This is a genomic window from Rhizobium sp. SSA_523 (genome assembly GCF_030435705.1).
GTDB lineage: Bacteria > Pseudomonadota > Alphaproteobacteria > Rhizobiales > Rhizobiaceae > Neorhizobium.
In genome coordinates, this window is sequence record NZ_CP129381.1 from 183,133 (window position 1) to 206,509 (window position 23,377).

At 62.3% G+C, this 23,377-nt stretch carries 21 protein-coding genes; 7 read left to right on the forward strand and 14 right to left on the reverse strand.

What is annotated here, in order from left to right; translation table 11 throughout:
- Positions 1-96 precede the first annotated feature (96 nt).
- The 11 genes from QTJ18_RS02250 to QTJ18_RS02300 all read right to left on the reverse strand — a co-directional run bounded on the left by QTJ18_RS02250 (position 97) and on the right by QTJ18_RS02300 (position 13,054).
- Positions 97-1,233 (reverse strand): ABC transporter ATP-binding protein, encoded by a 1,137-nt coding sequence (locus QTJ18_RS02250; protein ID WP_252752246.1) that lies wholly within the window; start codon positions 1,231-1,233, stop codon positions 97-99.
- Positions 1,234-1,528: 295 nt separating this feature from the next.
- Entirely contained in the window at positions 1,529-2,296 is a 768-nt protein-coding gene (locus QTJ18_RS02255) for an SDR family NAD(P)-dependent oxidoreductase (protein WP_252752430.1), read from the reverse strand.
- 206 nt (positions 2,297-2,502) lie between these two features.
- Positions 2,503-5,979 carry a putative Ig domain-containing protein gene (locus QTJ18_RS02260; RefSeq protein ID WP_252752245.1) on the reverse strand — a complete coding sequence of 1,159 codons (3,477 nt, stop codon included), beginning with the start codon at positions 5,977-5,979 and terminating at the stop codon, positions 2,503-2,505.
- A 148-nt stretch (positions 5,980-6,127) separates the two neighbouring features.
- Positions 6,128-7,165, reverse strand: a complete 1,038-nt coding sequence (locus QTJ18_RS02265) for a helix-turn-helix domain-containing protein (RefSeq protein WP_252752244.1) — start codon at positions 7,163-7,165, stop codon at positions 6,128-6,130.
- A 256-nt stretch (positions 7,166-7,421) separates the two neighbouring features.
- Positions 7,422-7,970, reverse strand: coding sequence for a carboxymuconolactone decarboxylase family protein (locus QTJ18_RS02270; protein ID WP_252752243.1), 549 nt, complete (start codon positions 7,968-7,970; stop codon positions 7,422-7,424).
- 107 nt (positions 7,971-8,077) lie between these two features.
- Complete coding sequence (locus tag QTJ18_RS02275; RefSeq protein WP_252752242.1) at positions 8,078-8,794, reverse strand: hypothetical protein; 717 nt, start codon at positions 8,792-8,794, stop codon at positions 8,078-8,080.
- 44 nt (positions 8,795-8,838) lie between these two features.
- Positions 8,839-9,498, reverse strand: a complete 660-nt coding sequence (locus tag QTJ18_RS02280) for a MarR family winged helix-turn-helix transcriptional regulator (protein ID WP_252752241.1) — start codon at positions 9,496-9,498, stop codon at positions 8,839-8,841.
- A gap of 391 nt (positions 9,499-9,889) precedes the next feature.
- Positions 9,890-11,254, reverse strand: a complete 1,365-nt coding sequence (locus QTJ18_RS02285) for an FAD-containing oxidoreductase (RefSeq protein ID WP_252752240.1) — start codon at positions 11,252-11,254, stop codon at positions 9,890-9,892.
- Positions 11,251-11,712 carry a DUF4126 domain-containing protein gene (locus tag QTJ18_RS02290; RefSeq protein WP_252752239.1) on the reverse strand — a complete coding sequence of 154 codons (462 nt, stop codon included), beginning with the start codon at positions 11,710-11,712 and terminating at the stop codon, positions 11,251-11,253. The genes QTJ18_RS02285 and QTJ18_RS02290 overlap by 4 nt, the downstream gene beginning before the upstream one ends.
- Positions 11,713-11,836: 124 nt before the next feature.
- Positions 11,837-11,971, reverse strand: coding sequence for a hypothetical protein (locus tag QTJ18_RS02295; RefSeq protein WP_489667191.1), 135 nt, complete (start codon positions 11,969-11,971; stop codon positions 11,837-11,839).
- Between the two features lie 135 nt (positions 11,972-12,106).
- Positions 12,107-13,054, reverse strand: coding sequence for a LysR family transcriptional regulator (locus tag QTJ18_RS02300; protein WP_252752238.1), 948 nt, complete (start codon positions 13,052-13,054; stop codon positions 12,107-12,109).
- Positions 13,055-13,152: 98 nt separating this feature from the next.
- On the opposite strand from QTJ18_RS02300, the gene QTJ18_RS02305 reads away from it, so the two are divergent.
- Together QTJ18_RS02305 and QTJ18_RS02310 are read left to right on the forward strand one after the other, a co-directional pair.
- The gene (locus QTJ18_RS02305; RefSeq protein WP_252752237.1) at positions 13,153-13,473 is read left to right on the forward strand and encodes a nuclear transport factor 2 family protein; all 321 of its coding nucleotides are present in this window, start codon (positions 13,153-13,155) and stop codon (positions 13,471-13,473) included.
- Positions 13,473-14,252: an SDR family oxidoreductase gene (locus QTJ18_RS02310; RefSeq protein WP_252752236.1), complete on the forward strand. Its 780-nt coding sequence runs from the start codon at positions 13,473-13,475 to the stop codon at positions 14,250-14,252. The genes QTJ18_RS02305 and QTJ18_RS02310 overlap by 1 nt, the downstream gene beginning before the upstream one ends.
- Positions 14,253-14,295: 43 nt before the next feature.
- Here the strand turns inward: QTJ18_RS02310 and QTJ18_RS02315 are convergent, their stop codons facing one another.
- Positions 14,296-14,763 carry a MarR family winged helix-turn-helix transcriptional regulator gene (locus QTJ18_RS02315; protein ID WP_252752235.1) on the reverse strand — a complete coding sequence of 156 codons (468 nt, stop codon included), beginning with the start codon at positions 14,761-14,763 and terminating at the stop codon, positions 14,296-14,298.
- A 172-nt stretch (positions 14,764-14,935) separates the two neighbouring features.
- On the opposite strand from QTJ18_RS02315, the gene QTJ18_RS02320 reads away from it, so the two are divergent.
- On the forward strand, positions 14,936-15,745 hold the full coding sequence (locus QTJ18_RS02320; RefSeq protein WP_252752234.1) for an alpha/beta fold hydrolase: 810 nt from the start codon (positions 14,936-14,938) through the stop codon (positions 15,743-15,745).
- 365 nt (positions 15,746-16,110) lie between these two features.
- On the forward strand, positions 16,111-17,706 hold the full coding sequence (locus QTJ18_RS02325; RefSeq protein WP_289852031.1) for a GMC family oxidoreductase: 1,596 nt from the start codon (positions 16,111-16,113) through the stop codon (positions 17,704-17,706).
- A gap of 58 nt (positions 17,707-17,764) precedes the next feature.
- On the opposite strand, the gene QTJ18_RS02330 is transcribed toward QTJ18_RS02325, so the two are convergent.
- Together QTJ18_RS02330 and QTJ18_RS02335 are read right to left on the reverse strand one after the other, a co-directional pair.
- Entirely contained in the window at positions 17,765-19,621 is a 1,857-nt protein-coding gene (locus QTJ18_RS02330) for a glycoside hydrolase family 15 protein (RefSeq protein ID WP_252752232.1), read from the reverse strand.
- Between the two features lie 110 nt (positions 19,622-19,731).
- A complete protein-coding gene (locus QTJ18_RS02335; RefSeq protein WP_252752231.1) occupies positions 19,732-20,454 on the reverse strand; it encodes an ROK family protein in 723 nt (240 codons plus the stop codon).
- Positions 20,455-20,821: 367 nt separating this feature from the next.
- On the opposite strand from QTJ18_RS02335, the gene QTJ18_RS02340 reads away from it, so the two are divergent.
- The 3 genes from QTJ18_RS02340 to QTJ18_RS02350 all read left to right on the forward strand — a co-directional run bounded on the left by QTJ18_RS02340 (position 20,822) and on the right by QTJ18_RS02350 (position 23,363).
- Positions 20,822-21,436 (forward strand): cupin domain-containing protein, encoded by a 615-nt coding sequence (locus QTJ18_RS02340; RefSeq protein WP_252752230.1) that lies wholly within the window; start codon positions 20,822-20,824, stop codon positions 21,434-21,436.
- 115 nt (positions 21,437-21,551) lie between these two features.
- Complete coding sequence (locus tag QTJ18_RS02345) at positions 21,552-22,493, forward strand: ABC transporter substrate-binding protein (RefSeq protein ID WP_252752229.1); 942 nt, start codon at positions 21,552-21,554, stop codon at positions 22,491-22,493.
- Between the two features lie 72 nt (positions 22,494-22,565).
- Positions 22,566-23,363: an ATP-binding cassette domain-containing protein gene (locus QTJ18_RS02350; protein ID WP_252752228.1), complete on the forward strand. Its 798-nt coding sequence runs from the start codon at positions 22,566-22,568 to the stop codon at positions 23,361-23,363.
- The last annotated feature ends 14 nt before the right edge of the window (positions 23,364-23,377 follow it).

The following is a 23,377-nucleotide window of genomic DNA, read 5'->3' on the forward strand; positions in this document are numbered from 1 at the left end:
CTCCTCTGGCTCGACCTTTTGGCGGTCTGGTTTTGACATTGGATCCTCGAGGTCGCCGCAGATGCGGAGCAAATGTCAAATCCAACCCGCTTATGGTCATTTTTGAAAGACATGCAGATCCCGGGCATTCCAGCCAAGGAGGACACCGTCGCCCGGGCTGAACTGCAGATGCGATTCAGGGTCATGATCGAACACGCGCATGAGCGCGCCGCCCAGCGCCGGAACCCGCACGGCGTAAACCACGCGCTCGCCCTCGAAGATACAGTCTTCGACCTGGCCGGTGACCAGGGTCGAAAGCCCATCCAGGCGGCTGTTCGCCGGGGCGATGCGGATCTGTTCTGCCCGGATGGCGCAGGCACAGGCGGCGCCGAGGGCCAGGTTTTCCGACGCCACGGTGCCGGCAAGGCGCGTGCCATTGGTTTCGACGGTAACCTGTCTCGTCTCGACCGCGACCGCTCTGCCTTCTATGAAGTTGGTGACGCCGATGAAGTTGGCGACGAAAGCATTGGACGGCGCACGATAGGCATCGACCGGCCGCGCCTTTTGCTGGATCTCGCCGCCATTCATCACGATGACCTCGTCCGAGACAACCAAAGCCTCGCGCTGGTCATGGGTGACGTTGATGGTCGTGACCCCAAGTTCTTTCTGGATCCGGCGAAATTCGAGCTGCATTTCCTCACGCAGTTTGCGGTCCAGCGCCGCGAGCGGCTCGTCGAGCAGGAGAAGGTCCGGTTCGAACACCAGGGCGCGCGCGATCGCCACGCGCTGCTGCTGCCCGCCGGAAAGCTCGTTGATGCGGCGATTGCCGTAGCCGCCAAGGCGGACGAGGTCCAGATAGCGCTCGACCTTTTCGGGAATGGTCCGGGCATCGTGGCGGCGCATCTTCAACGGAAAAGCGACATTTTCCGCGGCACTCATATGCGGGAAGAGGGCGAGCTTCTGGAACACCATTCCGATGGCGCGCTGATGCGGAGGGACGGCACTTACCGGCTGGCCATTGATGAAGATCTCGCCGCTGGTCGGGCGGTCAAACCCCGCGATCATGCGCAGGAGTGTCGTCTTGCCCGAGCCCGAGGGACCGAGAATGGTGAGAAAGCGGCCTTTGGGCAGTTCGAAGGAGGCGCTCCGGACGGCATGCACCTTGCCGAAGGTCATGCCGACATCCTTCACGCGGACGGCGATCCGGCCGAGGGTCGTGTCGGCCAAAGGGAGTTCGGCTGCAGCGGCGCCCATCACGTTTCCCCAATCTCGCCCCGTCGGCGGCAAGCCGCTGCAAGGCTTCCTTCTCTCACCTCGACGGACAAGATACCGATCGAGCCTCATTATGTTGTCTATACATATTCACACAAGAAGCGTCAACCAAATGTGCGTATTTTTTGCGCTGCAACCATGAGTGATCAATAATTGTGCGAATGCAAAGACAGGTGCTTTAGCGCCGCCTGTTTTGCCGGTCACGGATCGAAAAGGCAATCGCTCAAACGGGATATCCGGTACTGTTTCGCAAGGGCTGCCGGTTTTGGCTGGAACGTCAGATGGAGGCGAGATAGCCGCCATCGACAGGGATGCAGTGCCCGGTAATATAGGCTGCGGCGTCGCTGCAGAGAAAAACGGCCACGCCGCCAATATCGCTTTCCTGCCCGAAACGGCGCTGCGGGATCTTGTCCAGCATGCGCGACTGCCACTCCTCGTCCTGGTAGAAGACTTCGGTCATGGCAGTGCGGAAATAGCCGGGAGCAATGGCGTTGACGCGAATTTTGTGCGGCGCCCATTCCGCCGCAAGGGCGTGGGTCACGCCGAGAAGGCCGGATTTCGAGGCGCCGTAGGGAACGGCCGTGGGTATGCCGACATAGGAGGTGAGCGAGCAGAGGTTGACGATGGCGCCGCCACCTGTCGCGGCCATGATGCGGCCGGCGGCCTGGGCACAGAAGAAGGCGCCTTTCAGGTTCGTCGAGAGAATGGTCTCCCACAATGCCTCGTCCACCTCGAACGAAGACCGGACGTTTTCGAAGCCCGCGTTGTTGATGAGGATGTCGAGCCCGCCGAGCCCTTCTGCCGCACGCACCGAGACGCTGGCGCAGGCTTGGACGTCCCGGACGTCCTGCGCAAACATCAAGCAGCGGCGTCCGGCCTTTTCGACGAGGGCCTGTGTTTCTGCCAGTGCCTCGAGCGTGCGCGCCGTGATGGCCAGATCGGCGCCGGCTTCGGCGAGCGAAACGGCAATGGCCTGGCCAATGCCACGGCTGGCGCCGGTGACGAGCGCGCGGCGGCCGGACAGGTCGAAATTGGGGCGGGTCATCATGGCTCCTTGCTGCATCTCCTGATCATGTCTCTTCTTTCCGTCTCCCTCACGCCTGCTGTGCCAGTGCCTCGGCGGTGCCGCGGCCGGAGGGGATAGACAACGGATCGATGGAACATGCCGGACCTGTCAAGGGCCGGCATGTCCCGGAGGGCAAAGACAGCATGTTCGCCACCTTGCGTCCAGACATGGATGGGAGCGGCGGCTCAGAACTGTTTGCTGAGCGAGGTGCGCAGGCCGAAGGATGTATGTCCGCCTGCCTCCCTGCCGAGCTGCAGACCGAGGTCGAGGGTCCAGGATGTTGGCGTCGTCACGGAAAGCCCGGCGGCAAGCTCGGCAAACAGACCCTGACCGCCGAGGCCAGAAAAGCCCGCAGTGGCGCCGATCTTTGGCGAAAGCAGCGTCTCTTCGGCAAGCGGCAATTGCCAGGCGATCTCCGATCCGAGGCTGATGCGGAGTTGGTCTTGCTGCGAGGCGCCGATCGAGACTGCCTTTCCGGCGCTGTTGTAGACGGTGATCTGCCCGATGCGTTCCGACAGGTAGGCCGCCCGCAGTTTCGGTGTCAGAATGGTGGTTTCATCCAGCGCCCATTCGCCGGTCACGGCCGAATCGAGCATCAGACGCCTTGTCGTGAAGTCGCCGTCCCACAGGCCGGTATCGATCCTGTTCTGCGAAGCGCCGTAAAGCAGGCTCGTATCCCAGAAGACACCCTGGCCGATTTCCAGCGAGGCATAGGGTCCGGCCAGCCAGCCGTGACCGCTCGCAACGGCATCGCTGCGCAAGGGATCGATCATGCGGTCGTAATGGACGGAGAGACCGATCAGGACGCGATCGGTCAGGAGATAATCCATGCCGGCGGAGAACAGGCCGAACTTGCCCCAGGCATCGGCCTCCCGGCTCGCCTTGTGGAGCATGAAGCTACCGTCGAACCAGAGATCGAAGTGCGAGGGGGAGATAGTCTCGTCGCTTGCGCCTCTGATCTGTCCGAGGCTCGTCGAGATGGTGACCGTGGCGCCCTCGGAGGAGGGAAGAAACCGGGTCGAAACCGCTCGTCCTGCGCGCGCGGCCTGTCGGCGCTCCAGGAGGCCCGGAAGCCTGAGGGACTGGGACAGGAGGCTCTGCCGGGCGCGGACAAAATCCTGCACCAGCCCGCCCATGTCGGCGGCGACGAAGGCGGCATCATGGGAAAGCCGGTAGCTGACGGTGCCGATATTTGAGCGTCCCAGGGCGCTGGTAAGCCGGTAGCCGACGCGCGCCTGACCCGAAAAGGCGGGATTGGGCGTAAACTGAAGATACCATCCCGCCGGTGCGCTGCCGCCCACTTGGGCCAGTTGACCGCGGATGACGCGCGCCGTGCCGGAAATGGCGGGCTCGACAGAAACGACGTCTGCCGAAACGAAGGGTCCCCCCGTGGCATTCCTGTTGAGGTAGACGTCACGCGGCGTCGACCCTTCAGGCACATCCTGGATCACGTCCGCGACCGTCACGGCCCGGTCCCGGACCGTCAGGGTATAGGTCGCAGAGCCTGAGGCATTGGTGGCATCCTTAACCGAGACGGTGAAGGCATAGTCGCCCTTCGCCTCCCTGGCGAGCGGCCCGGTGAGCTCCCCGGTCGACACATTCAGCACCAGGCCTGCCGGAAGAGTGCCGGAGGAGAGACTGAAGAGCCGCGGCTCCTGCCCGCCCGTAACGGTGATCTTCTGTCTGTAATCCTCACCGGCCATCGCGTCCGGCAGGGCTCCCTGCGGCGAGAGGGTCATGGCAACGGCAATGGCGGGAGGGGCGGAGATCTCAATCGAATAGGATGCGGATGCGCTGGCGGTATTGGGAGGGCTTGCGCTGTCGCTGACGGTGATCGTGAAGGCATTGCGCCCGAGCGTCGTTGGCGTCCCGCTGATCGTACCCGCCGATGCGTCGAGCGACAGGCCGGCGGGGAGGGCGCCCGCAGTCACGGAATAGCGATAGGGAGCGGAGCCGCCGGTCGCGGACAGGTTGACCGCCTTATATGGCTTGCCCACCAGGCCGCCCTCCAGGCCACCTCCTGCCGGTGACAGAAGAAGCGGCGTCAAGGGCGGCGGGGGAGCGGACGGCGCCGAAATGGTGACCGTCACGGCATTGGATTGTGCCATGGCGTTGCTGTTGTCCCCGCTATAGCGAGCGACAAGGTCATAGCTGCCGACCGGCAGGCTGGTGGTCGAGAGACTTGCGGCGGACCCGGTCAGCGGCGAGGTGTTCAATACCGTCGAACCGGCACGGAACTCGATGCTGCCTGTCGGGGACTTGCCGCCGGACAGGCTCGCGATCAGGGTGATCTTCGTCCCAAAAACGGCCTGTGCCGGTTCCACGGATAGAGACAGAGCAGGTGTTGCGACGCCCACGCCGACGATCTGCTGGATGCGCGGCGCCGGCAGGTAAGTGGCATTGCCCGGCTGATCGGCATTGATGACACAGGAGCCTTTGGCAGTGAAGGTGACCGTGCTGCCGGAGACGTTGCCGGAGAGAGAGCAGACGGAGGCGCTTGCAGCATCGACCGCCAATGCCGGGGCAAGGCCCGATGTGGATGTGGCGGCAGGTGTGTAGGTTTCGCCGACCAGCGCGTTGGAGGGCGCCTTTGAGGTGAAGCTCAAGGATTGCGAAAGCCGACTGACGGCTAGCGTCTGCTGGGCGCGCGGCGCCGGCAGGTAGGTCGCATCGCCGGCCTGGTCGGCATTGATGACGCAAGCGCCTTCGGCGTTGAACTGAATTGTGCTGCCGGAGGCGTTGCCGGAGAGAGAGCAGACGGAGGCGCTTGCAGCATCGACCGCCAATGTCGGGGCAAGGCCGGACGTGGAGGTGGCGGCAACCGTATAGGACCCGTCAATGACCGGGGCCGCAGGCGGCTGGGAAGTGAAGCTGATGGTTTGCGCCATCCGCTCCCGCGTGACCGTGATCGCGTAGGTCTTGCGCGTCACGTCATCCTGGGCCGTCACGGCGACGGTGAGGGTGTTTGTGCCGATCGCGAGCGGGATCCGAATCGTATTGAAGGCGCCCCACGTCGACTGGCCGTTGAGCGAAAGCGTTGCATGGCTGTCCTTGGGAAGCGCGCTCACGTTTATCGATGAGACCGAGCCCGGCACGGTCGCTGTGTAGCTCGTCACATCGGGTGCAAAGGCAGGGGTGAGCGGCACGCCGGAGATGGCGAGAGTGGAAAGACTCGCATCCTTGGAATCGCTCGATGTCACGCAGGAGATTTTGATGATCCACGGCGCGTTTCCGTAACTTGCCGAGACGTAGAGCATCTTGTCGCCCAAGAAGTCCGAGCCCCTGATGACGGTAGACGGGCTGCCTCTGAGATAGGTACCGTCATCTTTGACATACAGCATGCTCTTTTTCATGGAACCGAACGTGAAATAGGCCCAAACTCCCTGGGCGGGCGCTTTGACGTTGAACGAAATCTCGTCGGCTGGATTGAAGAATCCGACGTGATACGACTTTTCCTTGGCGTTGATAGACCCGTTCCAATCGGCCATAAGGTTCCGGCATCCCTGTGACAGCGCAAAGGCCGGCTGGGTGAGGCCGTAGAGGACGATCAGGCAAGCAAGCGAGAGGATTGTCGTGATGCGTGAGAGGAAGGCCTTGGGGAATGCAGACACACCCTTGTCGAGACCGACTGATCCAACACAGAAGCCTTTTACACCCGTCATGCGATGATCCCTGCCAGTTTCCGTCTCTGCGACGTCTGGCCGATGCTTACGCAAAGGATCAAGCTGGCTTCAATGACATGCGGTGGCGCGGATGCAAACCGGTGGCTAAGTGCCAATCACTTGACCGATTGTGCCAGATTGCTGCCGGTCAGCGGCCGATCATGAGGATCCAGTTCGACCAGGCGGAGTTGTCCGAAGCCGAAGGCAGCAGGGCTCTGACATCCGAGGCGAGAGCCAGGTGGCGCAGCTCGCGCGGCGAAAGGCCGAATTCCCGACGAAAGGCGCGGCTGAAATTTTCCGGATTGGAAAATCCGTGCGCCACGGCGATCTCGGAAATAGTGAGATGCTGGAATTGCGAGGATCGCAGGCACGAAAAGGCGCGCTGCAGACGGCGGTGGTTTACATAGGACGAAAAGCCGCCAAGCGGTTCGAAGAGACGATAGAGGGTTCGGCGCGAAAGTCCGAATTCCCGCATGGCCCGATCCGCCGACAACTCGTCCGACAAAAGGTTCGCGTCGATGAAGCGACGCACCCGATCCCGCTGGGCGAGATTGACGCTTGGCGCGCGCTCATCGTCCATCCGGCCGTCCAGTGCCGCCGCCGCCAGGTTCAACAGGTTGGGAATGACGGCATCCGCCTGCCGCCTGTTCATCTGGCGCAGGTTCTGATGGAAGCTCATCAGGCTATCCCGGAACAGCGATTCAAGGGGCGATTGTGCCGGAAGAACCTGCAAATGCAGGTCGTCGGGGTTCTTGATGCGGCTGGACAGCATCTGCCTGGGGACGAGGAGGCTGATCTGCTCGTGATCCGTCGTTGCGGTGGCCAATGGCCGGGACATGTCGACGATGTACAAATCGCCCGGTCCAGCCACGCTTTCGCCGCTCCGGCTCGCACTCTTGCCGCTCAGATAGTATTGCAGAATGAAGCCGTCCATCCCGTCTCGGGCGATCTTGAAGCGCGACCGATCGAAATCCTGCGCCGTCAGCCGCAAATGGCCCATCGCCACATCACCAAGCAGGACCGCGTCGACTTTCGCGTAAAAGCCCTCATCAACCGGCCGGTGCAGCCTCGACTGGAAGACGACATTGATCGACTCGGTCCAGGTGGCATAAGCATGGTCCGGCGCCAGACGCGAGGTATCGAAGGTAGAACTTATCAGCGCGTCCGGAGATGTGTCTCCGCTCATTCGTGAAACCTTATCAATACATCAAGAGCCATAATATTGTTTCCATGGCGCCGATGATCGCGGAAAGCAATACATGAAATGCCGCGGCATTACTACCAAGGCTGGCGGTTGAGGCGAGCCGTTCAGTCTTCGATCTCGCCGATTGCCAGCCGCCGTCAGGCGTGGCTGCGCCAGCCCGAGCACGGCGGAGCAAGGGACGAGCCCTTTGTCAGCAGTCCGGGAGCGAACCGGGTTCCCCCGGTTCGCCCTGCTCGGGTCACGCTGCGCTGCGGGTCAGTTTGACGCCTGGAAAATCGACCGGGACATCGAGCGCGACGTTCACGTAATTGGTGAACAGGTTGAGTGCGATATGCGCCAGGATCTCGACGATCTCTCCATCGTCGAAGCCGTGCTGGCGCAACGCATCGACATCGGCCTGCGACACATGACCGCGCAAATCCACAAGCTTGACCGCAAAGGCCAGAGCTGCCGCCGTGCGTGGATCGCTTGAGCGGCCGGCCTGCGCCTCTGCCATTTCCTCAGATGTTGCGCCTGCCTTGCGCCCGAGGCCGGTATGGGCTGCGAGGCAGTAATGGCAGTTGTTGCGGTCGGCAATGGCGACAGCGATCTGCTCGCCAAGCTTTGCCCCGAGCCTTCCGCCGCCAAGGGCGCCAAACGAACCCCACATGCTGGCCAGCGCGGCGGGCGACGCCGCCACGGCCTTGAACATGTTCGGCACCATGCCGAAGGCGTTGCGGATCTCCGTGATCGGACCGGCCGTCTCGCCTGTTGCATTGGCGGGGTCGGTAAGTGTAACTCTTGTCATGTTCTTTCTCTCTATTAGCCTGGAGGGGAGAATATGCGGGTTCGACGATGGCTGTCGGCGAACCCGCGCCTTTGCATCATTGCTTTATCGAGACACGGGTTTTTGCATCACTTGGCGGGAACGACAGTGCCCGGCAGGCTCAGATCACCGGATGCGACCTTGAAGACATTGCTGACGCACAGGAGCGGTGCGTGCAGATTGCCGTTCACCTTCAGGCCGGCCGTCACGCCGTCGAACTTCGCCCCGGCAATTCCCGAGATCAGCGCAAGCGGGATCTCCACATCCACCGCTTCACCGGTGAAGCGCGTGGCATAGTCGGGACTGTCGATCAGCAGCGGCACGCCGGGCCAGGTCTTCGGCACCTTCGGCCTGGCCCCCTGCGGGATGTCGATGACCTTCAGGCCGCCGCCGCAGGCATCGTCCTTTGCCAGAACGACCCAGTGGGGATGCCATACATCCCGGTTCTTGGCGCCATAGGCCGCATCGTCGAAATCGGGATGGAAGGTCACGGCGAGCGCCAGGATACCCTGATCGCGATCGAAGCCCACATCACCGGAGTTCAACGATGTCGGCCAGACATAGGCATAGACATCCGAGCCTTCGAACTTGCCCGTCGCGGCCGGCTTTTCCGAACCTGCCTTGCCGCGCACGCGGGTGGTGAATATGGCCTTGTCGCCTTTCGTGACAATGGTCGTCTCGATAATGTCGAAGGCCGCCTGTACGGGCTCTGCGGGCTGTGCCTTCACCGGATGGGAAAGGCCTGCCGTTGCCCATAGAGATACCGTTCCGGCAAGAGCTGCGCCGGCCCATAATCTGCATGTCATGAGAGAAGTCTCCTTCTTGTTTCCGTAGCCTGGAGGGTTGCTGTTTATCCTTTGGCGAAAACTTCCCAGGTGGCTGCCCGGGAAGCAGGATCGGCGGTGTCGTGATCGCGGCATTCGATGCGGATGTCCCGCTGGCCAAAAGCTGCGTCGACGAAATGACAGTGATGCGGTCGCTCCGCATCCTGATGCGCGAACGGCGCGAAGTAGCGGCAGGTGGCGCACATGCGCTGGATCGGGATCGCGTCGATATCCTGCAGGCGCCGGATTATCTTGACGATGGAGATCAACAGCGCTTCCTGCTCGTCCTGCGCAAGACAATCGACCGCTTGCCGGGCAGCCCTGGCATCTGCCTGGTCCGGCGCGGCCAGGAGTGCGCGTCCTGCATCGGTGAGAAAGACAGTCACGGCCCGCTTGTCGGAACCCGCTCGCTTCTCGATCAATCCCTTGCGCTCAAGCGCATTGAGGGAATCCGTAGCACTCGGCTGCGAGACGGCGAGATAGGCAGCGATCGCCTTCACGCTCATGCCCTCCGGTCCGCCCTCCAGCGCCTCCAGGATCGAAAGCTGGGCGGGATTCACCCCGGCGCCTTTTGCCCGGCTCCAGTCATCGCTGCGCATGGCCACCGCAAGCCGCGCAAGCCCTTCGCGGATCCGGTGATTGAGTGAGGTGGGGTTCTTCGGCGTTTCCATATCCACAACATACATAGGACTCCTATGTAATACAAGTGGTCTTTTGTTTTTTCGAGATGCAGTGCAGAGACGCGAGGCGCGCAAGCGGGACGAACGCGCCTATCCCCTTGGAGACTGAAGCGCGCCTCACATCCTCATGTCTTTGCCGTCACGCCGTCTCGACCGGCAGATAGCGGGCAGCCGGTCTGTCACGGGAAAGATGCGGCGCAAGCGCATTGCGCAATAGGTCTGTTCATGGGAGGCTCCTGTTTCTGCGGCTGGGTTGACGATAGAGGTCGAGGGGCGGAGGCCTCGAGGATCAAGCCCGGTCCGCAGGAGCGGGGCCTCAGCCCGGTGTGCCTCGTTGATGTGCCTCGTCGGTATGCCTCGTCGGTGTGCCTCGTTAATGTGCTTGGCGGGCATGCCTTCACGGGACGATCGCTAGATCGCCAATCAGCGTCGGCACCAGTTCGGATACGGTAGGATGAATGGGAACGGCCCATTTCAGCTCCCGCGTCGTCGCCCGCAGGTTCATCGCGGTGAGGATGCTGTGGATCGCCTCGTCCGCGCCGACGCCGAGAATTGCCGCGCCCAGGATCTCATCGGAATCGGCATCGACGACGAGCTTCATGGATCCCTGGGTTTCGCCCTTTTCCACCGCACGGCCCACACGGCTCATCGGTCGGGTCGAGACCTTGATCCGGTGGCCCGCCTCCTTTGCCTGACGCTCGCTCATCCCGACGCGCCCGAGAGGCGGGTCGATGTAGAGCCCGTAGCCGAGGATCCGGTCGGAAAGGCTGCGATCGTCGCCATCGAGCAGGTTTGCGGCGGCAATCTCGAAATCATTGTAGGAGGTGTGGGTGAAGGCGCCACGCCCGTTGCAGTCGCCGAGCGCGAAAATCCCCTCGACATTGGTCTGCAGACGGTCGTCGACGGTAATGTAGCCACGGCGGTCCGTCTCGATCCCGGCCAGGTCTAGGCCGAGATCATCCGTATTGGGCTGGCGCCCGACGGCGACGAGGACATGGCTGCCGCGGATCTCGGTCTTGTCCGTCTGCACGGTGATATCGGAGCCCGACCTGGCGATGGACGACACCTGATGTCCCAGGAGGGACTGGATGCCATCATTCTCGAGAATGTCGGCAATGGCTTCCGATATGTCATTGTCTTCGCGCGAGGCCAGATGCTCTCCCCGCTCGATGATGGTGACATCCGACCCGAAACGCCGGTACATCTGGGCGAATTCCAACCCTATATAGCTGCCACCCAGAACGACCAGATGCCGCGGCAATTGCTCGAGCGCAATGATCGTCGTGCTGGTCAGATACGGAACCTTCGAAAGGCCTGGAATCTCGGGGATGAAGGGCCGGGCGCCGACATTGATGAAGATCTGCGGGGCGGTCAGGCGCAGTCCGTCGACGGATATGGTCTTTGCGGCGATAAAACGCGCATGACCGTAGATCACATCCAGGGTCTCAAGTCCGTCAAGCCATGAGGCAAGGCCGCTTCGCGCATCCAGCGTGACCTTGCGGGCACGGGCGGCAATCGTAGCCATATCGACGCTGACCGGACCGCCGCACTCTACGCCGAAGTCCGCAGCCCGCCGGGCGACCGCTGCCGTCCTGGCGCTGGCAACCAGCGTCTTGGTCGGCATGCAGCCGGCATTGACGCAGGTGCCGCCGAGGAATTTCCGTTCGATGAGCGCCACTTTGCGGCCCATCGCTGCCATCCGTGCGGCGAGGAAGGGACCAGCCTGACCGGCGCCGATGAAGATTGCGTCATACTCCCTCATGACACGGCCGCCACGGTCAGAAGGGCGACGGCGATGGCTAGCGCATCCTCGATGAGGGCGGCCGGAAGATCGCGACCGAACCGGCTTGCGAGATCGCGGCGAAAGGCCGAGCCGCCGAGAGTGCCGATCACGGCGCCGATTACCCCTGCCGCAAGGCCGGCTGCCAGCATGTCTCCGGCTGCGCCGATCGTCGCTCCGCTGAGGCCGCCGAGCACGATGCGCGCGGTAAATTGCATGGGCACCTTGCGTGATGGCGTTGCGGGAAGCTGGTCCGTGATCAGTTCGACGACCGCCAGGACGGTGAAGATCGTCACGGTCCAGACAGACGCCATGAAGGCGAGACTGCTTTGTGAAACATCGAACCAGGCGAGATAGGCACCCCAGGCAACGGCGGCAGGCGCCGTCATGGCGCGCAGGCCGGTAACGATGCCGATGATAGTGGCGAGAAGGACAAGCATGCGATTTCCCCCTTGGACTGTGATGCCCGAAGCCCGGGCCTTGCTTGCCGCAGACGGCGAAAGCAGCAGCAATGCATGCTATCGCACGTCGGCTCGTGGCACATCCTTTGACCTTGATGACAGATCAGGCCTCAATAAACGCCAGCAGATCGGCGTTGACCACCTCGGAATTGATCGTGCACAGGCCATGCCCCAGGCCAGTATAGGTCTTGAGCGTGCCGTATGTGAGCAGTTTGGCCGAAAGCGCGGAACCCGTCAAAGGCCGTGATCGGCCATTCGCCCGTATTTTTCTTCCGACTTCAGAGTGCCGGCGGAACCGCCCATGATGACGGCTTTGCGCTCCCGCCCCACTTCACCGCCCCGAACCAGCCTCCATTGATCCGCCACGCTGCCTTCAGGACGAGCCTTGCGCCGGCGGATGTGAAAGCGAGTGTGCAGAATTGGCATCGCGCCGGGACATCTCGCGCGCCAGCGCGAGAAAGGCCTGGAGGCCGGCGGAAAGATTGCGGCGCCCGGCATAATAAAGGCACAGGCCGGGATAGGGTGGTGTCCAGTCCTCCAGCACCCGCACGACCCGACCTGAGGCGAGATCCGGCTCTATATCCTGCTCGAAAATGTAGCCGAGGCCGATGCCGCTTCGTATGGCCGTCCGCGTAAGGCTTGCCTCGTCCAGCGTTATCGGACCCTCCACATCGATCCGAACCTGTTCCCCGTCCTTCTCGAACCGCCAGCTGAACAGCGACCCGTCCGGCAGGCGCACGCGAATGCACCTGTGCTGGAGAAGGTCGGTCGGAACCAGGGGCTTGCCGTGGCGCTCGAAATATTCGGGAGAGCCGATGACGGCGTGGCGCTGGGGGCGGCCAAGGGAGACGGCAATCATATCGCTCGGCACCAGGCCGGCAACCCGCACGCCCAGATCGAACCCGTCTTTCACAATATCCACCATCCGGCCCTCGGTGACGATATCGACCTGCATATCGGGATAGCGGCGCAAAAATTCGAGGACCAGGGGCGACAGGATCGCGCGTGCCGCAAAGGGTGCCGCATTGATGCGGATGGTTCCGGACGGCGTCTCACGCTGTGCCCGTACCTGCTCCAAAGCGGCCTTGAGATCCTGCAGCGAAGGGGCCACCTGCTGCATGAAGAGCCTGCCTGCATCCGTCAAAGACACGCTTCGCGTCGTGCGGTGAAACAGCCGCACCCCAAGATCGGCTTCCAGCCTGCCGATCGTATGGCTGAGCGCCGTTGTCGACATGCCGAGATCGATGGCCGCCGCCCGAAAGGTTCCCCGCTTGGCAATGGCAATGACGGCCGTCAACTCCTTCAGGTTTGCCTGATCCATTGTCCCGATTCCTTCAACACCACATGCCTGTTTATCCCACTTATGAGCGGAGTGGTCGAGGGGTAGAGTGGGATAACGCATCAACAAGGAGACGCGCGATGAATGTACCAAGGGTGATCAATACCTATTTCGATGCCGACACCCGGCAGGATGCCGAGGCGATGATGGCGAGCTTTTCAGACAATCCCGTCGTCGAGGACGACGCCGCTCGCCATCAGGGCGCAGATGCCATTCGCAGCTGGTGGATGGCGGCCAAGCGTGAGACGCAGTATCTCGCGGAACCGCTGGAGGGTCGCGTGGACGGCCCGAGCACCACGATCCGCGCCAGGGTCAGCGGACAATTTCCCGGCAGCCCGATCATCCTGACCTACACCTTCCTCGTCGAGAACGACAGGATTGCCCGGCTGGAGATCAAGTGATGACCGATTTCCTGCAACTCCAAGGCAAGCATGTCCTAATCACCGCCGGCACCAAGGGCGCTGGCGCTGCAACCGTCCGTCTGTTCCGCGACCTGGGGGCCAAAGTGCTGACCACGGCACGGACGCGTCCGGCGGACCTGCCACAGGATCTCTTCGTCGAGGCGGACCTGACCACCGAGGCCGGCTGTTCGCTCGTCGCGGATGCAGCGCGCCGACGTCTGGGCGAGGTGGATATCATCGTCCATATGCTGGGTGGCTCTTCGGCACCCGCCGGTGGGTTCGCTGCCCTGTCGGAGGAGGACTGGCAGAGGGAAATGTCGCTGAACTTCCTGCCTGCCGTAAGACTGGATCGTCATCTCGTTCCCGGCATGATTGCTGCGGGAAAGGGTGTGGTCATTCACGTCACCTCCATTCAGCGGGTCATGCCACTGCCGCAATCCACCACAGCCTATGCCGCGGCGAAGGCCGCGCTATCGACCTACAGCAAGGCATTGTCTAAGGAAGTCTCGCCGAAAGGCGTTCGTGTGGTGCGGGTTTCACCCGGCTGGATCGAGACCGAGGCGTCCCTCCATCTGGCCGAACGACTGGCGAAAGAGGCGGGAACCGATATCGAGGGCGGCAAGAGGATCATCATGGAGGGACTGGGGGGCATTCCGCTTGGTCGACCGGCGAGGCCGGAGGAGGTCGCCAATCTGATCGCTTTCCTCGCCTCGGACCGCGCCGGATCCATGACCGGCACGGAGGTTACGATCGATGGCGGGACTGTGCCTACCGCTTAAGGGCATCGCAGGCCGGGAACGGCCCCCGCGGCTCTCGTGGCCGTCAGGCGGGTGGGTCCCACCCGCCGATCTGCGAATAGATCGCATCCCGGAGCTCGCGCACATCCTGGTTCAGCTCTGCCAGCACCGGCGGCGTCTTGGTGGAGGCCGCAAGCAGGGTATCGCTGAGGCAACCTGCTTTGTGCTGCAAGGCGCGGCCTTCCTCTGTGAGGCCGATCACCACCTGCCGCTCATTGCTCAGATTGCGCGTCCTGTGCAGGAGCCCCGCCGCTTCCAGGCGCTTCAGGAGAGGCGTCAGCGTGCTGGATTCGAGCGCCAGCGCATGGGCAATGGCGCCCACGGTCTGCTCGTCCTTACTCCATAAGACGTTCAGCACGAGATACTGAGGATAGGTGAGGCCCAGTTCGTCGAGGAGGGGCTTGTAAGCCCTCTGGATGGCAATGCCGGCGGAATAGATCGCGTAGCATAGCTGCTGATGGAGGGGCGGCGGATCATTGGGACGGTCTGTCATGTCGAACTCCTGATGGAGGCAATATAACGATCGCGACAGCACAAACCAATATCGCGATAAAAAATATCTTGACGGAAATTCGAGAAGGTGCAATCAGTGAGTTATCGCAATAACGATTATTGCAATAACGATCATCGCAACACAGAATATCGCAACACAAGAGGAGATCATCATGACCAACACGACCCGTTCCACGCTTGCCACCCTTGCCGCAGCAGCCATCCTGTCCGGGGGAGCGAGCCTCTCGACCGCCGCGACAGCTTCGGCCGCCGGTCCCGCTGCAAAGGATCAGGCCATCCGCAACGTTGTCCTCGTGCATGGCGCCTTCGCCGACGGCTCCGGCTGGAAGGGCGTGCATGACGCGCTGACCAAGCGCGGCTACCGCGTCACGATCGTTCAGAACCCGCTGACCTCGCTGGCCGACGACGTTGCCGCCACCAGACGCGCGCTGGAGCGGCAGGATGGTCCGGTCATTCTCGTCGGCCATTCCTGGGGCGGCACCGTCATCACCGAAGCCGGCACGGATCCCAAGGTCAAGGGGCTGGTCTATGTCTCGGCTCTGTCCCCCGATGCGGGCGAGACGACCGCGCAGCAATATGAGGGTTTCGCGCCGGCATCCGAATTCGTCATCGAGACCACCAGTGATGGCTTCGGCTATGTCAGCCCGGAGAAGTTCAAGGCTGGCTTTGCGCATGATGTGAGCGATGCCGATCTTCCCTTCCTGCGGGATGCGCAGGTGCCGATCAATATGGCCTCCTTTTCGACGAAGCTGCAGAACGCCGCCTGGCGGACGCGGCCCAGCTGGGCCGTCATCGCCACAGAAGACAAGGCATTCGACCAGGCGATGCTGATCCATATGGCCGAGCGCATCAAGGCGAAGATCACCAAGGTCTCTGCAAGCCACGCCCTGTTCATCACCCAGCCCACGGTGATCGCCGATACCATTGATGAGGCTGCCAGAACCGTGGCCGCACAGAAGTAACGGTCAAGACAGCTGCGCATCGGGGCGACGCGAAAGCGGCCCCGATGCCTCCCAAGTCAATGGGCAGGCATGTCCGCGGCATGCCCGACAATCCGTCCTTTTTGCACAAGCCCCTGTCTCTGCGCCTGTCTCTGCGCCTGTCTCTGCGCCCGTTTCTGTCCCTGTCTCTGCCTTGGGCGCGGCGCCTTCAGTCCCGCCCGATTACCATTAGGAACCCGGTCGCCATCAGGATACCCACCGCCCGGATTCCGCCGGATCCCGCCGGATCGCTTTTCCGATCTTGCTCACCTTCATCATGTTCCAGCAACCCACGCACGGAGGATCACCACGTGAAGCCGAAAACCTATGACCATAGCTCAAACAGGATGCCGCCAAACCCGGAGCGCGAGGTTGAGCGCGTATTCGATTTCATCGTGTGCGGTGCCGGGTCCAGCGGCTCCGTCATCGCTGCCAGACTGGCGCAGGACGGCAAGGCCAGCGTGCTGCTGATCGAAGCGGGTGGAACCGATGCAGCCGAAACGGTTTCCGACCCGCAACAATGGCCGCTCAATCTTGGGTCGAGCCGTGACTGGGGCTTTGTCGGTGAACCGGCAGCGGGGCTGAATGGCCGCCGTCTGCCGCTGAGTATGGGAAAAGGGCTTGGCGGCGGATCGAGCATCAACGTCATGGTCTGGGCCCGCGGCCACAAGGCGGATTGGGATTATTTCGCCGCTGAAGCCGGCGATGAGGCCTGGGGCTACCAATCCGTCCTTGGCTATTACCGGCGCATCGAAAACTGGCAAGGCAGGCCGGATCCTCTCCGCCGGGGGGTGAACGGACCGGCCTATGTCGCGCAGCCGCACGCTCCGCAGCCTGTTGCGCAGGCCCTGCTGCGCGCTGCCTCCATGCTCGGCATACCTGTCTATGACACGCCCAATGGCGAGATGATGGAGGGGCCGGGCGGCGCATCCATCGCCGAGCTGCGCATTCGGGACGGCAAGCGCGAATCCCTCTTCGACTCGTATATGCGACCGCTTTTGTCGCAGCCCAATCTGACCGTTCTGACGGAAACGCTGGTGTCGCGGCTTGTCTTTGACGGCAAGCGGGTGACAGGGGTCGAGGTCCTGTCCGGCAACGGGGTTGATCGCTTCGCTGCTCGCTGCGAGACAATCCTCTCCATGGGTGCGATCCAGACGCCGAAGGTCCTGATGCAATCGGGGATAGGGCCGGAAGAGGAGCTTCGGGCGCATGCTATTCCCGTTGTGCAGCACCTGCCGGGCGTGGGGCGCAACCACCAGGATCACCTCGCCTTTGGCTGCACTTGGGCCTACCGCCAGCCGGAAGCCATAGGGGGCAGCGGCTGCGAGGCGAAGCTTTACTGGAGGAGCCATTCTCATCTGGAGCAGCCGGATATTCTGCAGTGCCAGCTGGAATTTCCCGTTCCATCGCCGCTCGAGACGGGACTTTCAGTGCCGGATCATGGCTGGACGATGTTCAATGGCCTCGCCCAGCCGAAGAGCCGCGGACGGCTGCGGCTCTCCGGTGCCGATCCGGCAGACCGCATCCTGATCGAGCCGAACGCCTTGAGCGAGCCGGAAGATATGGCTGCGGCCCTTGCCGCGGTGGAACTGTGCCGGGATCTCGGAAACAGCAATGCGTTTTCCGCATTGGTGTCCGGTGAGACGGCGCCGGGACCGGGCGACAAGACCGCCCTGCAGGCCTTCATCCGGAATTCTGCCGTCACCTATTGGCATCAGTCCTGCACCGCGAAAATGGGCCGCGACGCCATGTCGGTGGTGGATGGCGAACTCCGGGTCTACGGGATCGACGGCCTGCGCATCGCCGACTCCTCCATCATGCCGCGCATTACCACCGGCAATTCGATGGCGCCCTGCGTCGTCATTGGCGAAAGGGCGGCCGACTTGTTGCTGGCCCGTCATGGTCTGGCAGAGGTCGGAGAGCCCGTCTCCCGGTCCGGCTGATCGGAAGCAGGAAGAATGCGAGGCGGGCGATTGCTCGCGGGGGATGACCGGCCGTCGTCTAAGGGCGCCATTGCTGCGGGCTTCTCCCGTCAAGCTCCCGATCAAGGTAGAAGGCGGCGCTGATCAGGGCCAGATGCGTGAAGGCCTGCGGGAAATTGCCCAACAGGTGCGATTGCGAGTCGAATTCCTCGGCATAGAGGCCGAGATGATTGGAATAGTTGAGCACTGCTTCGAACACCGCGCGCGCCCTCTGAACATCGCCAGCGCGCGCAAGGCATTCCGCATACCAGAATGAGCAGGCGGAAAAGGATCCTTCCTCACCGCTCAGTCCGTCCTCGCTCCTGTAGCGGTAGACCAGTCCGTCATCGGCCAGGGTCCTGCCGATGGCATCGAGGGTCGCGAGCCAGCGCGGGTCCGTCGCGCTGACGAACCGGACAAGCGGCATCAGGAGCAGGGAAGCGTCCAGGCTCGTGCCCCCCTTCGTCTGGACGAAATGCCCTTTCTCCTCGTTCCAGAAATTGGCCCAGATATCCTCGTAGAGCTGGTTGCGGACCTCAATCCAGCGACCGAAGGGCGCCGCAAGCGAGCGTTTGCTGGCGAGCCGGATGGCGCGGTCCACCGCCACCCAGCACATCAGGCGCGAGTGCAGGAAATGCTGGGGCTCGCGCCGCATTTCCCAGATGCCGGCATCCGGCTCTTCCCAATGCTCGCACACATAGTCGATGACATCCCGGACGCCGTTCCAGCCATCATGCGAAATGGCATGGCCGTATTTGTTGCTGAGATAGACCGCGTCCATGAGCTCGCCATAGATGTCCAGCTGGATCTGATCCACGGCATCATTGCCGATGCGCACCGGCCGGGCGCCGCCATAGCCGCGCAAATGATCGAGAAAGGTTTCATTTGGCACCGGTCCGCCGTCAACGGCATACATGATGTCCAATTTGCCGCTGGCTTCGCATTTGGTTGCGCGCTTGCCGATCCAGCTTGTAAAGGCCTGGGCCTCCTGCTGGTAACCGAGCCGCATGAGCGCATAGACGGTGAAGGACGCATCGCGGATCCAGGTCGCGCGGTAATCCCAATTGCGCACGCCGCCGGGTGTTTCCGGCAGGCCGAACGTGCCCGCTGCAATGATCGATCCGTGCCGGCGGGAGGTCATGAGCTTCAGTGTCAGCGCAGACCGCGTGACCATTTCCCGCCAGCGCCCGCGATAGGAGGATTGTGCGGCCCAGTTCTGCCAGTAGGTGATCGTGGCATCCTCGAATTCCTGAACGCCGGACATATCGATCCGGTCCTCATCGACGCTGGCAAGGAGGAATTCGGCCGTCTCGCCTGCGCGCAAACGGCCGCTGCTGGCAATATCGTCGCTTGCGCGTACCAGCGTCCTGTTGGAGACGAGCCGGATGCCATGACCCGTCTTCGGGCGCCAGACAGCCATGGTATCATCCAGCTCGGGTACGACCTGTTCGCGCGCATAGTCGAAACGCGGCGCGCATCGCATGGTGAAGCCAACTTCGCCGCGGGTCACTTTCAGCCGCCGCGCCAGGGTGGTGCGGCTGTCGAAGGCGCCCTCCTTCACGGCCATGAAATCCGTCAGTTCAACACTCGAATCCTTGCCCATCCAGCGGGTTACCAGCACATTCGTATCCGGCAGATAGTGCTGGACGACCCGCGCGTCGGGCATGTCGGGCGAGAGCTCGAAAAGTCCGCCCCGGTCGGGATCGAGAAGGGCCGCGAAAATCGTCGGGCTGTCGAAATTGGGCCAGCACATGAAATCAATGGCACCGTCTTTGGCAATCAGAGCCAGGGTGGCGAGATCGCCGACGATGCCGTGATCGGCGATCGGCCGGGGAATCCTGTCGCCTGTGGTCGCTTCACCGTTCACCTTGGCACCGGCGTCTGTTCGGAAATCCATCTGCTACTCCGCATTGCAACGTCTCTGTTTGATCGGCGAAAGCCACAGGCCTCGGACCGATCGATGATAGGGGGCGCAGGGATTGGCCGCCGGGCGGTGAATGGCAGCGGTCAGCTCACCACAAAGGTTCCATCCCACAGTCTGAACCCACCCCTGAAGGCAAACGCGTTATCGCCGCGTCGGCAATTCGCGGGCAGGGTTTCAAGTTCATCGACATTGCCGCCGCCGATGACGATGTAGTCGGGCAGGAGCGCCGCCATCAGCCGTTCGGCGACGTCGTTAACGCTCTTGCGCCATTTCTTCTTTCCGCGACGCTTGATGCCGCGTTCGCCCACGTAATCCTCGATGGTCTTCTTGTGGCGATAGGGAAGATGCGCGATCTCGAGCGGATGGGCCACATGGTCCAGGATCAGGGCAGCGCCCAGGCCGGTGCCGAGGCCGAGAAACAGCATGCGGCCGCCGTCATAGCTGCCGATCGCCTGCATCAGCGCATCATTGACAACCTTCACCGGCTTTCCGAATTGCAGCGAAAAATCGGCGCCGGACCAGCCTTTGCCAAGGTTCATCGGCTCCTGGAGAATCCGGTCGGCACGCACCGGACCCGGATAGCCGATCGACATGACATCGTAGGACAGGTCCTGCGTCAGAACCTTGACCGCAGCCACCATTTCCTTGGCCGTCATGGTCGAGCCGGACGAAATGCGACGGAGCTTGTCGCCCGGCCGGTTCGTCAGGACCTTCACGTGCGAACCGCCGACATCGACGCTCAGCACCACCGGCGTCTCGCTCTGTCGCCCATGCTCCGGCAGCGCGTGCGGGGCAGCATCACGCATGGGTCATGCCCGGTCGCGCTGCAGGGCAGCGCCTGACAAGATCTGTCTGAACCATGATGCGTTCCTGCCTCCTCCAAAGGCCTGCGCCGGCTGTCCTGCCGGCCGGCCAAAGCGCCTTCATCCATGACATAGTCCCGACAACGTGATGACAACCCGGGGTGTTCCTCGCATCGCACAGGCTGAGGCAACATTTCCGTGAGCGGGAGGCGGCCAGCCGCTCAACCCTTGCGAACCCGGCCGTGGGAAAGGCGCCCGTCTGCTCTCTCGGAGCGTCCTGCAGGCGGGCGTCAGGTGCCCTTGCTGGACAGGCTTGCGGCGAAGCCCCTATAGTGGCCGGACGAACCAATGCGATACAGCAAACATGAATATGGCTAATCCGACTCTCGCATCCGAAAATGCTCGAGAGGATAAGATACACTCGAATCCGCAAAGGCTGGGCGCCCGTCTCAGGCTTGCCCGCCAGACGCGAGGGCTGACCCTGAAGGCGCTTGCCCTTTCCGCCGACTGTTCGGAGAGCCTGCTCTCGAAGATCGAGAACGGCAAGGCCTCGCCCTCTTTGCCGATGCTGCATCGGCTGGTGCAGGCGCTGGATTGCAATATCGGCTGGATGTTCGAGGAGACGGATACGGATGAAGGCGTCGTGTTCCGCGCCGGCAAGCGCCCGCTGATGTCGCTCGATCCGCTCAGGCGCGGGGAGGGGATCTCGCTCGAGCGTGTGATACCCTATTCTCCGGGCCATCTCCTCCAGTGCAATATTCACCATATCGAGGTGGGCGGAGAAAGCGCGGGTCCCATTCAGCATGTCGGTGAGGAGGTCGGCTATGTGCTCGTCGGCGAGATCGAGTTGATGATCGCCGACAAGACCTTCCGGCTCGCATCCGGCGACAGCTTCGTCTTCAATTCCGAACTGCCGCACTGGTACCGCAATATCGGCGGGGAACGCGCATCCATCTTCTGGGTCAACACGCCGCCGACCTTCTGAGCTCGACACCCGACCGATTTCAAATTCAAGTTGCTTGACAAGAGTTCAAGTAGCTTGAATATTTCTTCCCGTCAGATCGGTGCCGGAACACGGCGCCATACAAGGGGAACCAAAAATGGGTCGGACTCGCTTTCTCTTCAGCTGCGCTGCCGCAGCTGCCATGACGCTTTCCATGGGCGTAACGCAGGCGCTCGCAGAAACCTTCGCGCTCGTCACCATCAACCAGCAGGCGCTGTTCTTCAACCAGATCAACGACGGCGCCACCGCGGCGGCCAAGGCGGCCGGTGCCGAACTGGTGATCTTCAATGCCAATAATGTGCCCTCCGCACAGAATGACGCCATCGAGAATTACATCACCCAGAAGGTCGACGGCATCATTCTCGTTGCCATCGATGTCAACGGCGTAAAGCCGGCGATCACGGCGGCCAAGAATGCCGGCATCCCGGTCATCGCCATCGATGCGCAGATCCCGGACGGCGACAATATCGCCTTCGTTGGCGTGGACAATACGGCCGCCGGCCGCGAGATCGGCAAGTTCTTCTCCGACTATGTCAAGAGCGACATGGCAGGCGCTGCCAAGGTCGGCGTCGTCGGTGCGCTGAATTCCTTCATCCAGAACCAGCGTCTCGACGGCTTCAAGGCAGCCGTTGCGGAGAGCGGACAGAAAGTCGAATTCCTCAACACGGTCGACGGACAGAATGTCCAGGATGTCGCCTTGTCGGCGGCTGAGAACCTGATGACGGCCAATCCGGACATGACCGCCCTTTACGCGACCGGCGAGCCGGCGCTGCTCGGCGCAGTATCGGCCGTTGTCAGCCAGGGCAGGACGGATTCCATCAAGGTCTTTGGCTGGGACCTGACCAAATCCGCCATTGACGGCATAGATCAGGGCTTCGTCACCGCCGTCATCCAGCAGGATCCGGCCGGTGAGGGCAAGGCCGCGGTGGAGGCGCTCATGAAGGTGAAGAAGGGCGAAACCATCGACAAAATCATCAACGTCCCCGTTACCATCGTGACGAAGGCGAATGTCGATCAGTATCGCGACATGTTCAAATAAGCCGGACTGCCGCCGGCTGCCCGATCTCCGGTACGGGATGGGCAGCCGTCTTCAACGCAAGGGCTATCGAACATGAGCGAAACGCATGTCAGCCGCGTCCGCATGACCGGCATTACCAAGCGCTATGGCGCACTCCAATCGCTTGACAATGCTTCCCTGGAGCTGAAGCCGGGAGAGGTTCTCGGCCTGGTCGGCGACAATGGGGCGGGCAAGTCCACCCTCAGCAAGGTGCTGTCGGGTGCGGTCATTCCCGATAGCGGCACGATCGAAATCGATGGAAAACCGGTCTCCTTCACCTCGCCCGCCGATGCGCGCGCCGCCCATATCGAAATGGTCTATCAGGATCTTGCCCTCTGCGACACAATCGATGTCGCCGGCAATCTTTTTCTGGGGCGTGAGCCCAAGCGTCGCCTGGCCGGTTTTCCCATGCTGGACAAGCGGCTGATGCATGCGCGCGCCCGCGACATGCTCTCCAATCTCGGCATTGTCATCCCCGACACCTGGATGAAAGTGGAGAACCTTTCGGGTGGCCAGCGACAATCCATCGCCATCGGGCGGGCTGCCTCCTTCGATCCCTCCGTGCTGATCATGGACGAACCGACAGCCGCGCTGGCGGTTGCGGAAGTGGAAGCCGTTCTGGAACTGATCCGCACGGTCTCGCGGCGCGGCGTCTCGGTGATCCTGATCACCCATCGCCTGCAGGATCTCTTCCTCGTTTGCGACAGGATCCAGGTCATGTACGAGGGACGCAATGTCGCCGAGCGGCGGATCGAAGAGACCAATATCGAAGAGGTCGTCAATCTCATCGTCGGGCGCAAATTTGCCGCCCGTTCTGCGGGCCATCATGCCGAAAGGAACCTCTCCGCATGAGTTCCGAACCGAAT

What these genes read in the sequence shown, in the direction of transcription:
- QTJ18_RS02270 (WP_252752243.1), bottom strand. Translation starts at nt 7,970, where the DNA reads ATGACAAGAGTTACACTTACCGACCCCGCCAATGCAACAGGCGAGACG.
- QTJ18_RS02315 (WP_252752235.1), bottom strand. Translation starts at nt 14,763, where the DNA reads ATGACAGACCGTCCCAATGATCCGCCGCCCCTCCATCAGCAGCTATGC.
- QTJ18_RS02300 (WP_252752238.1), bottom strand. Translation starts at nt 13,054, where the DNA reads ATGGATCAGGCAAACCTGAAGGAGTTGACGGCCGTCATTGCCATTGCC.
- QTJ18_RS02280 (WP_252752241.1), bottom strand. Translation starts at nt 9,498, where the DNA reads ATGTATGTTGTGGATATGGAAACGCCGAAGAACCCCACCTCACTCAAT.
- QTJ18_RS02250 (WP_252752246.1), bottom strand. Translation starts at nt 1,233, where the DNA reads ATGGGCGCCGCTGCAGCCGAACTCCCTTTGGCCGACACGACCCTCGGC.
- QTJ18_RS02325 (WP_289852031.1), top strand. Translation starts at nt 16,111, where the DNA reads ATGCCGCCAAACCCGGAGCGCGAGGTTGAGCGCGTATTCGATTTCATC.
- QTJ18_RS02265 (WP_252752244.1), bottom strand. Translation starts at nt 7,165, where the DNA reads ATGAGCGGAGACACATCTCCGGACGCGCTGATAAGTTCTACCTTCGAT.
- QTJ18_RS02320 (WP_252752234.1), top strand. Translation starts at nt 14,936, where the DNA reads ATGACCAACACGACCCGTTCCACGCTTGCCACCCTTGCCGCAGCAGCC.
- QTJ18_RS02340 (WP_252752230.1), top strand. Translation starts at nt 20,822, where the DNA reads ATGGCTAATCCGACTCTCGCATCCGAAAATGCTCGAGAGGATAAGATA.
- QTJ18_RS02290 (WP_252752239.1), bottom strand. Translation starts at nt 11,712, where the DNA reads ATGCTTGTCCTTCTCGCCACTATCATCGGCATCGTTACCGGCCTGCGC.
- QTJ18_RS02285 (WP_252752240.1), bottom strand. Translation starts at nt 11,254, where the DNA reads ATGAGGGAGTATGACGCAATCTTCATCGGCGCCGGTCAGGCTGGTCCC.
- QTJ18_RS02350 (WP_252752228.1), top strand. Translation starts at nt 22,566, where the DNA reads ATGAGCGAAACGCATGTCAGCCGCGTCCGCATGACCGGCATTACCAAG.
- QTJ18_RS02345 (WP_252752229.1), top strand. Translation starts at nt 21,552, where the DNA reads ATGGGTCGGACTCGCTTTCTCTTCAGCTGCGCTGCCGCAGCTGCCATG.
- QTJ18_RS02335 (WP_252752231.1), bottom strand. Translation starts at nt 20,454, where the DNA reads ATGCGTGATGCTGCCCCGCACGCGCTGCCGGAGCATGGGCGACAGAGC.
- QTJ18_RS02330 (WP_252752232.1), bottom strand. Translation starts at nt 19,621, where the DNA reads ATGGATTTCCGAACAGACGCCGGTGCCAAGGTGAACGGTGAAGCGACC.
- QTJ18_RS02310 (WP_252752236.1), top strand. Translation starts at nt 13,473, where the DNA reads ATGACCGATTTCCTGCAACTCCAAGGCAAGCATGTCCTAATCACCGCC.
- QTJ18_RS02260 (WP_252752245.1), bottom strand. Translation starts at nt 5,979, where the DNA reads ATGACGGGTGTAAAAGGCTTCTGTGTTGGATCAGTCGGTCTCGACAAG.
- QTJ18_RS02255 (WP_252752430.1), bottom strand. Translation starts at nt 2,296, where the DNA reads ATGACCCGCCCCAATTTCGACCTGTCCGGCCGCCGCGCGCTCGTCACC.
- QTJ18_RS02305 (WP_252752237.1), top strand. Translation starts at nt 13,153, where the DNA reads ATGAATGTACCAAGGGTGATCAATACCTATTTCGATGCCGACACCCGG.
- QTJ18_RS02275 (WP_252752242.1), bottom strand. Translation starts at nt 8,794, where the DNA reads ATGACATGCAGATTATGGGCCGGCGCAGCTCTTGCCGGAACGGTATCT.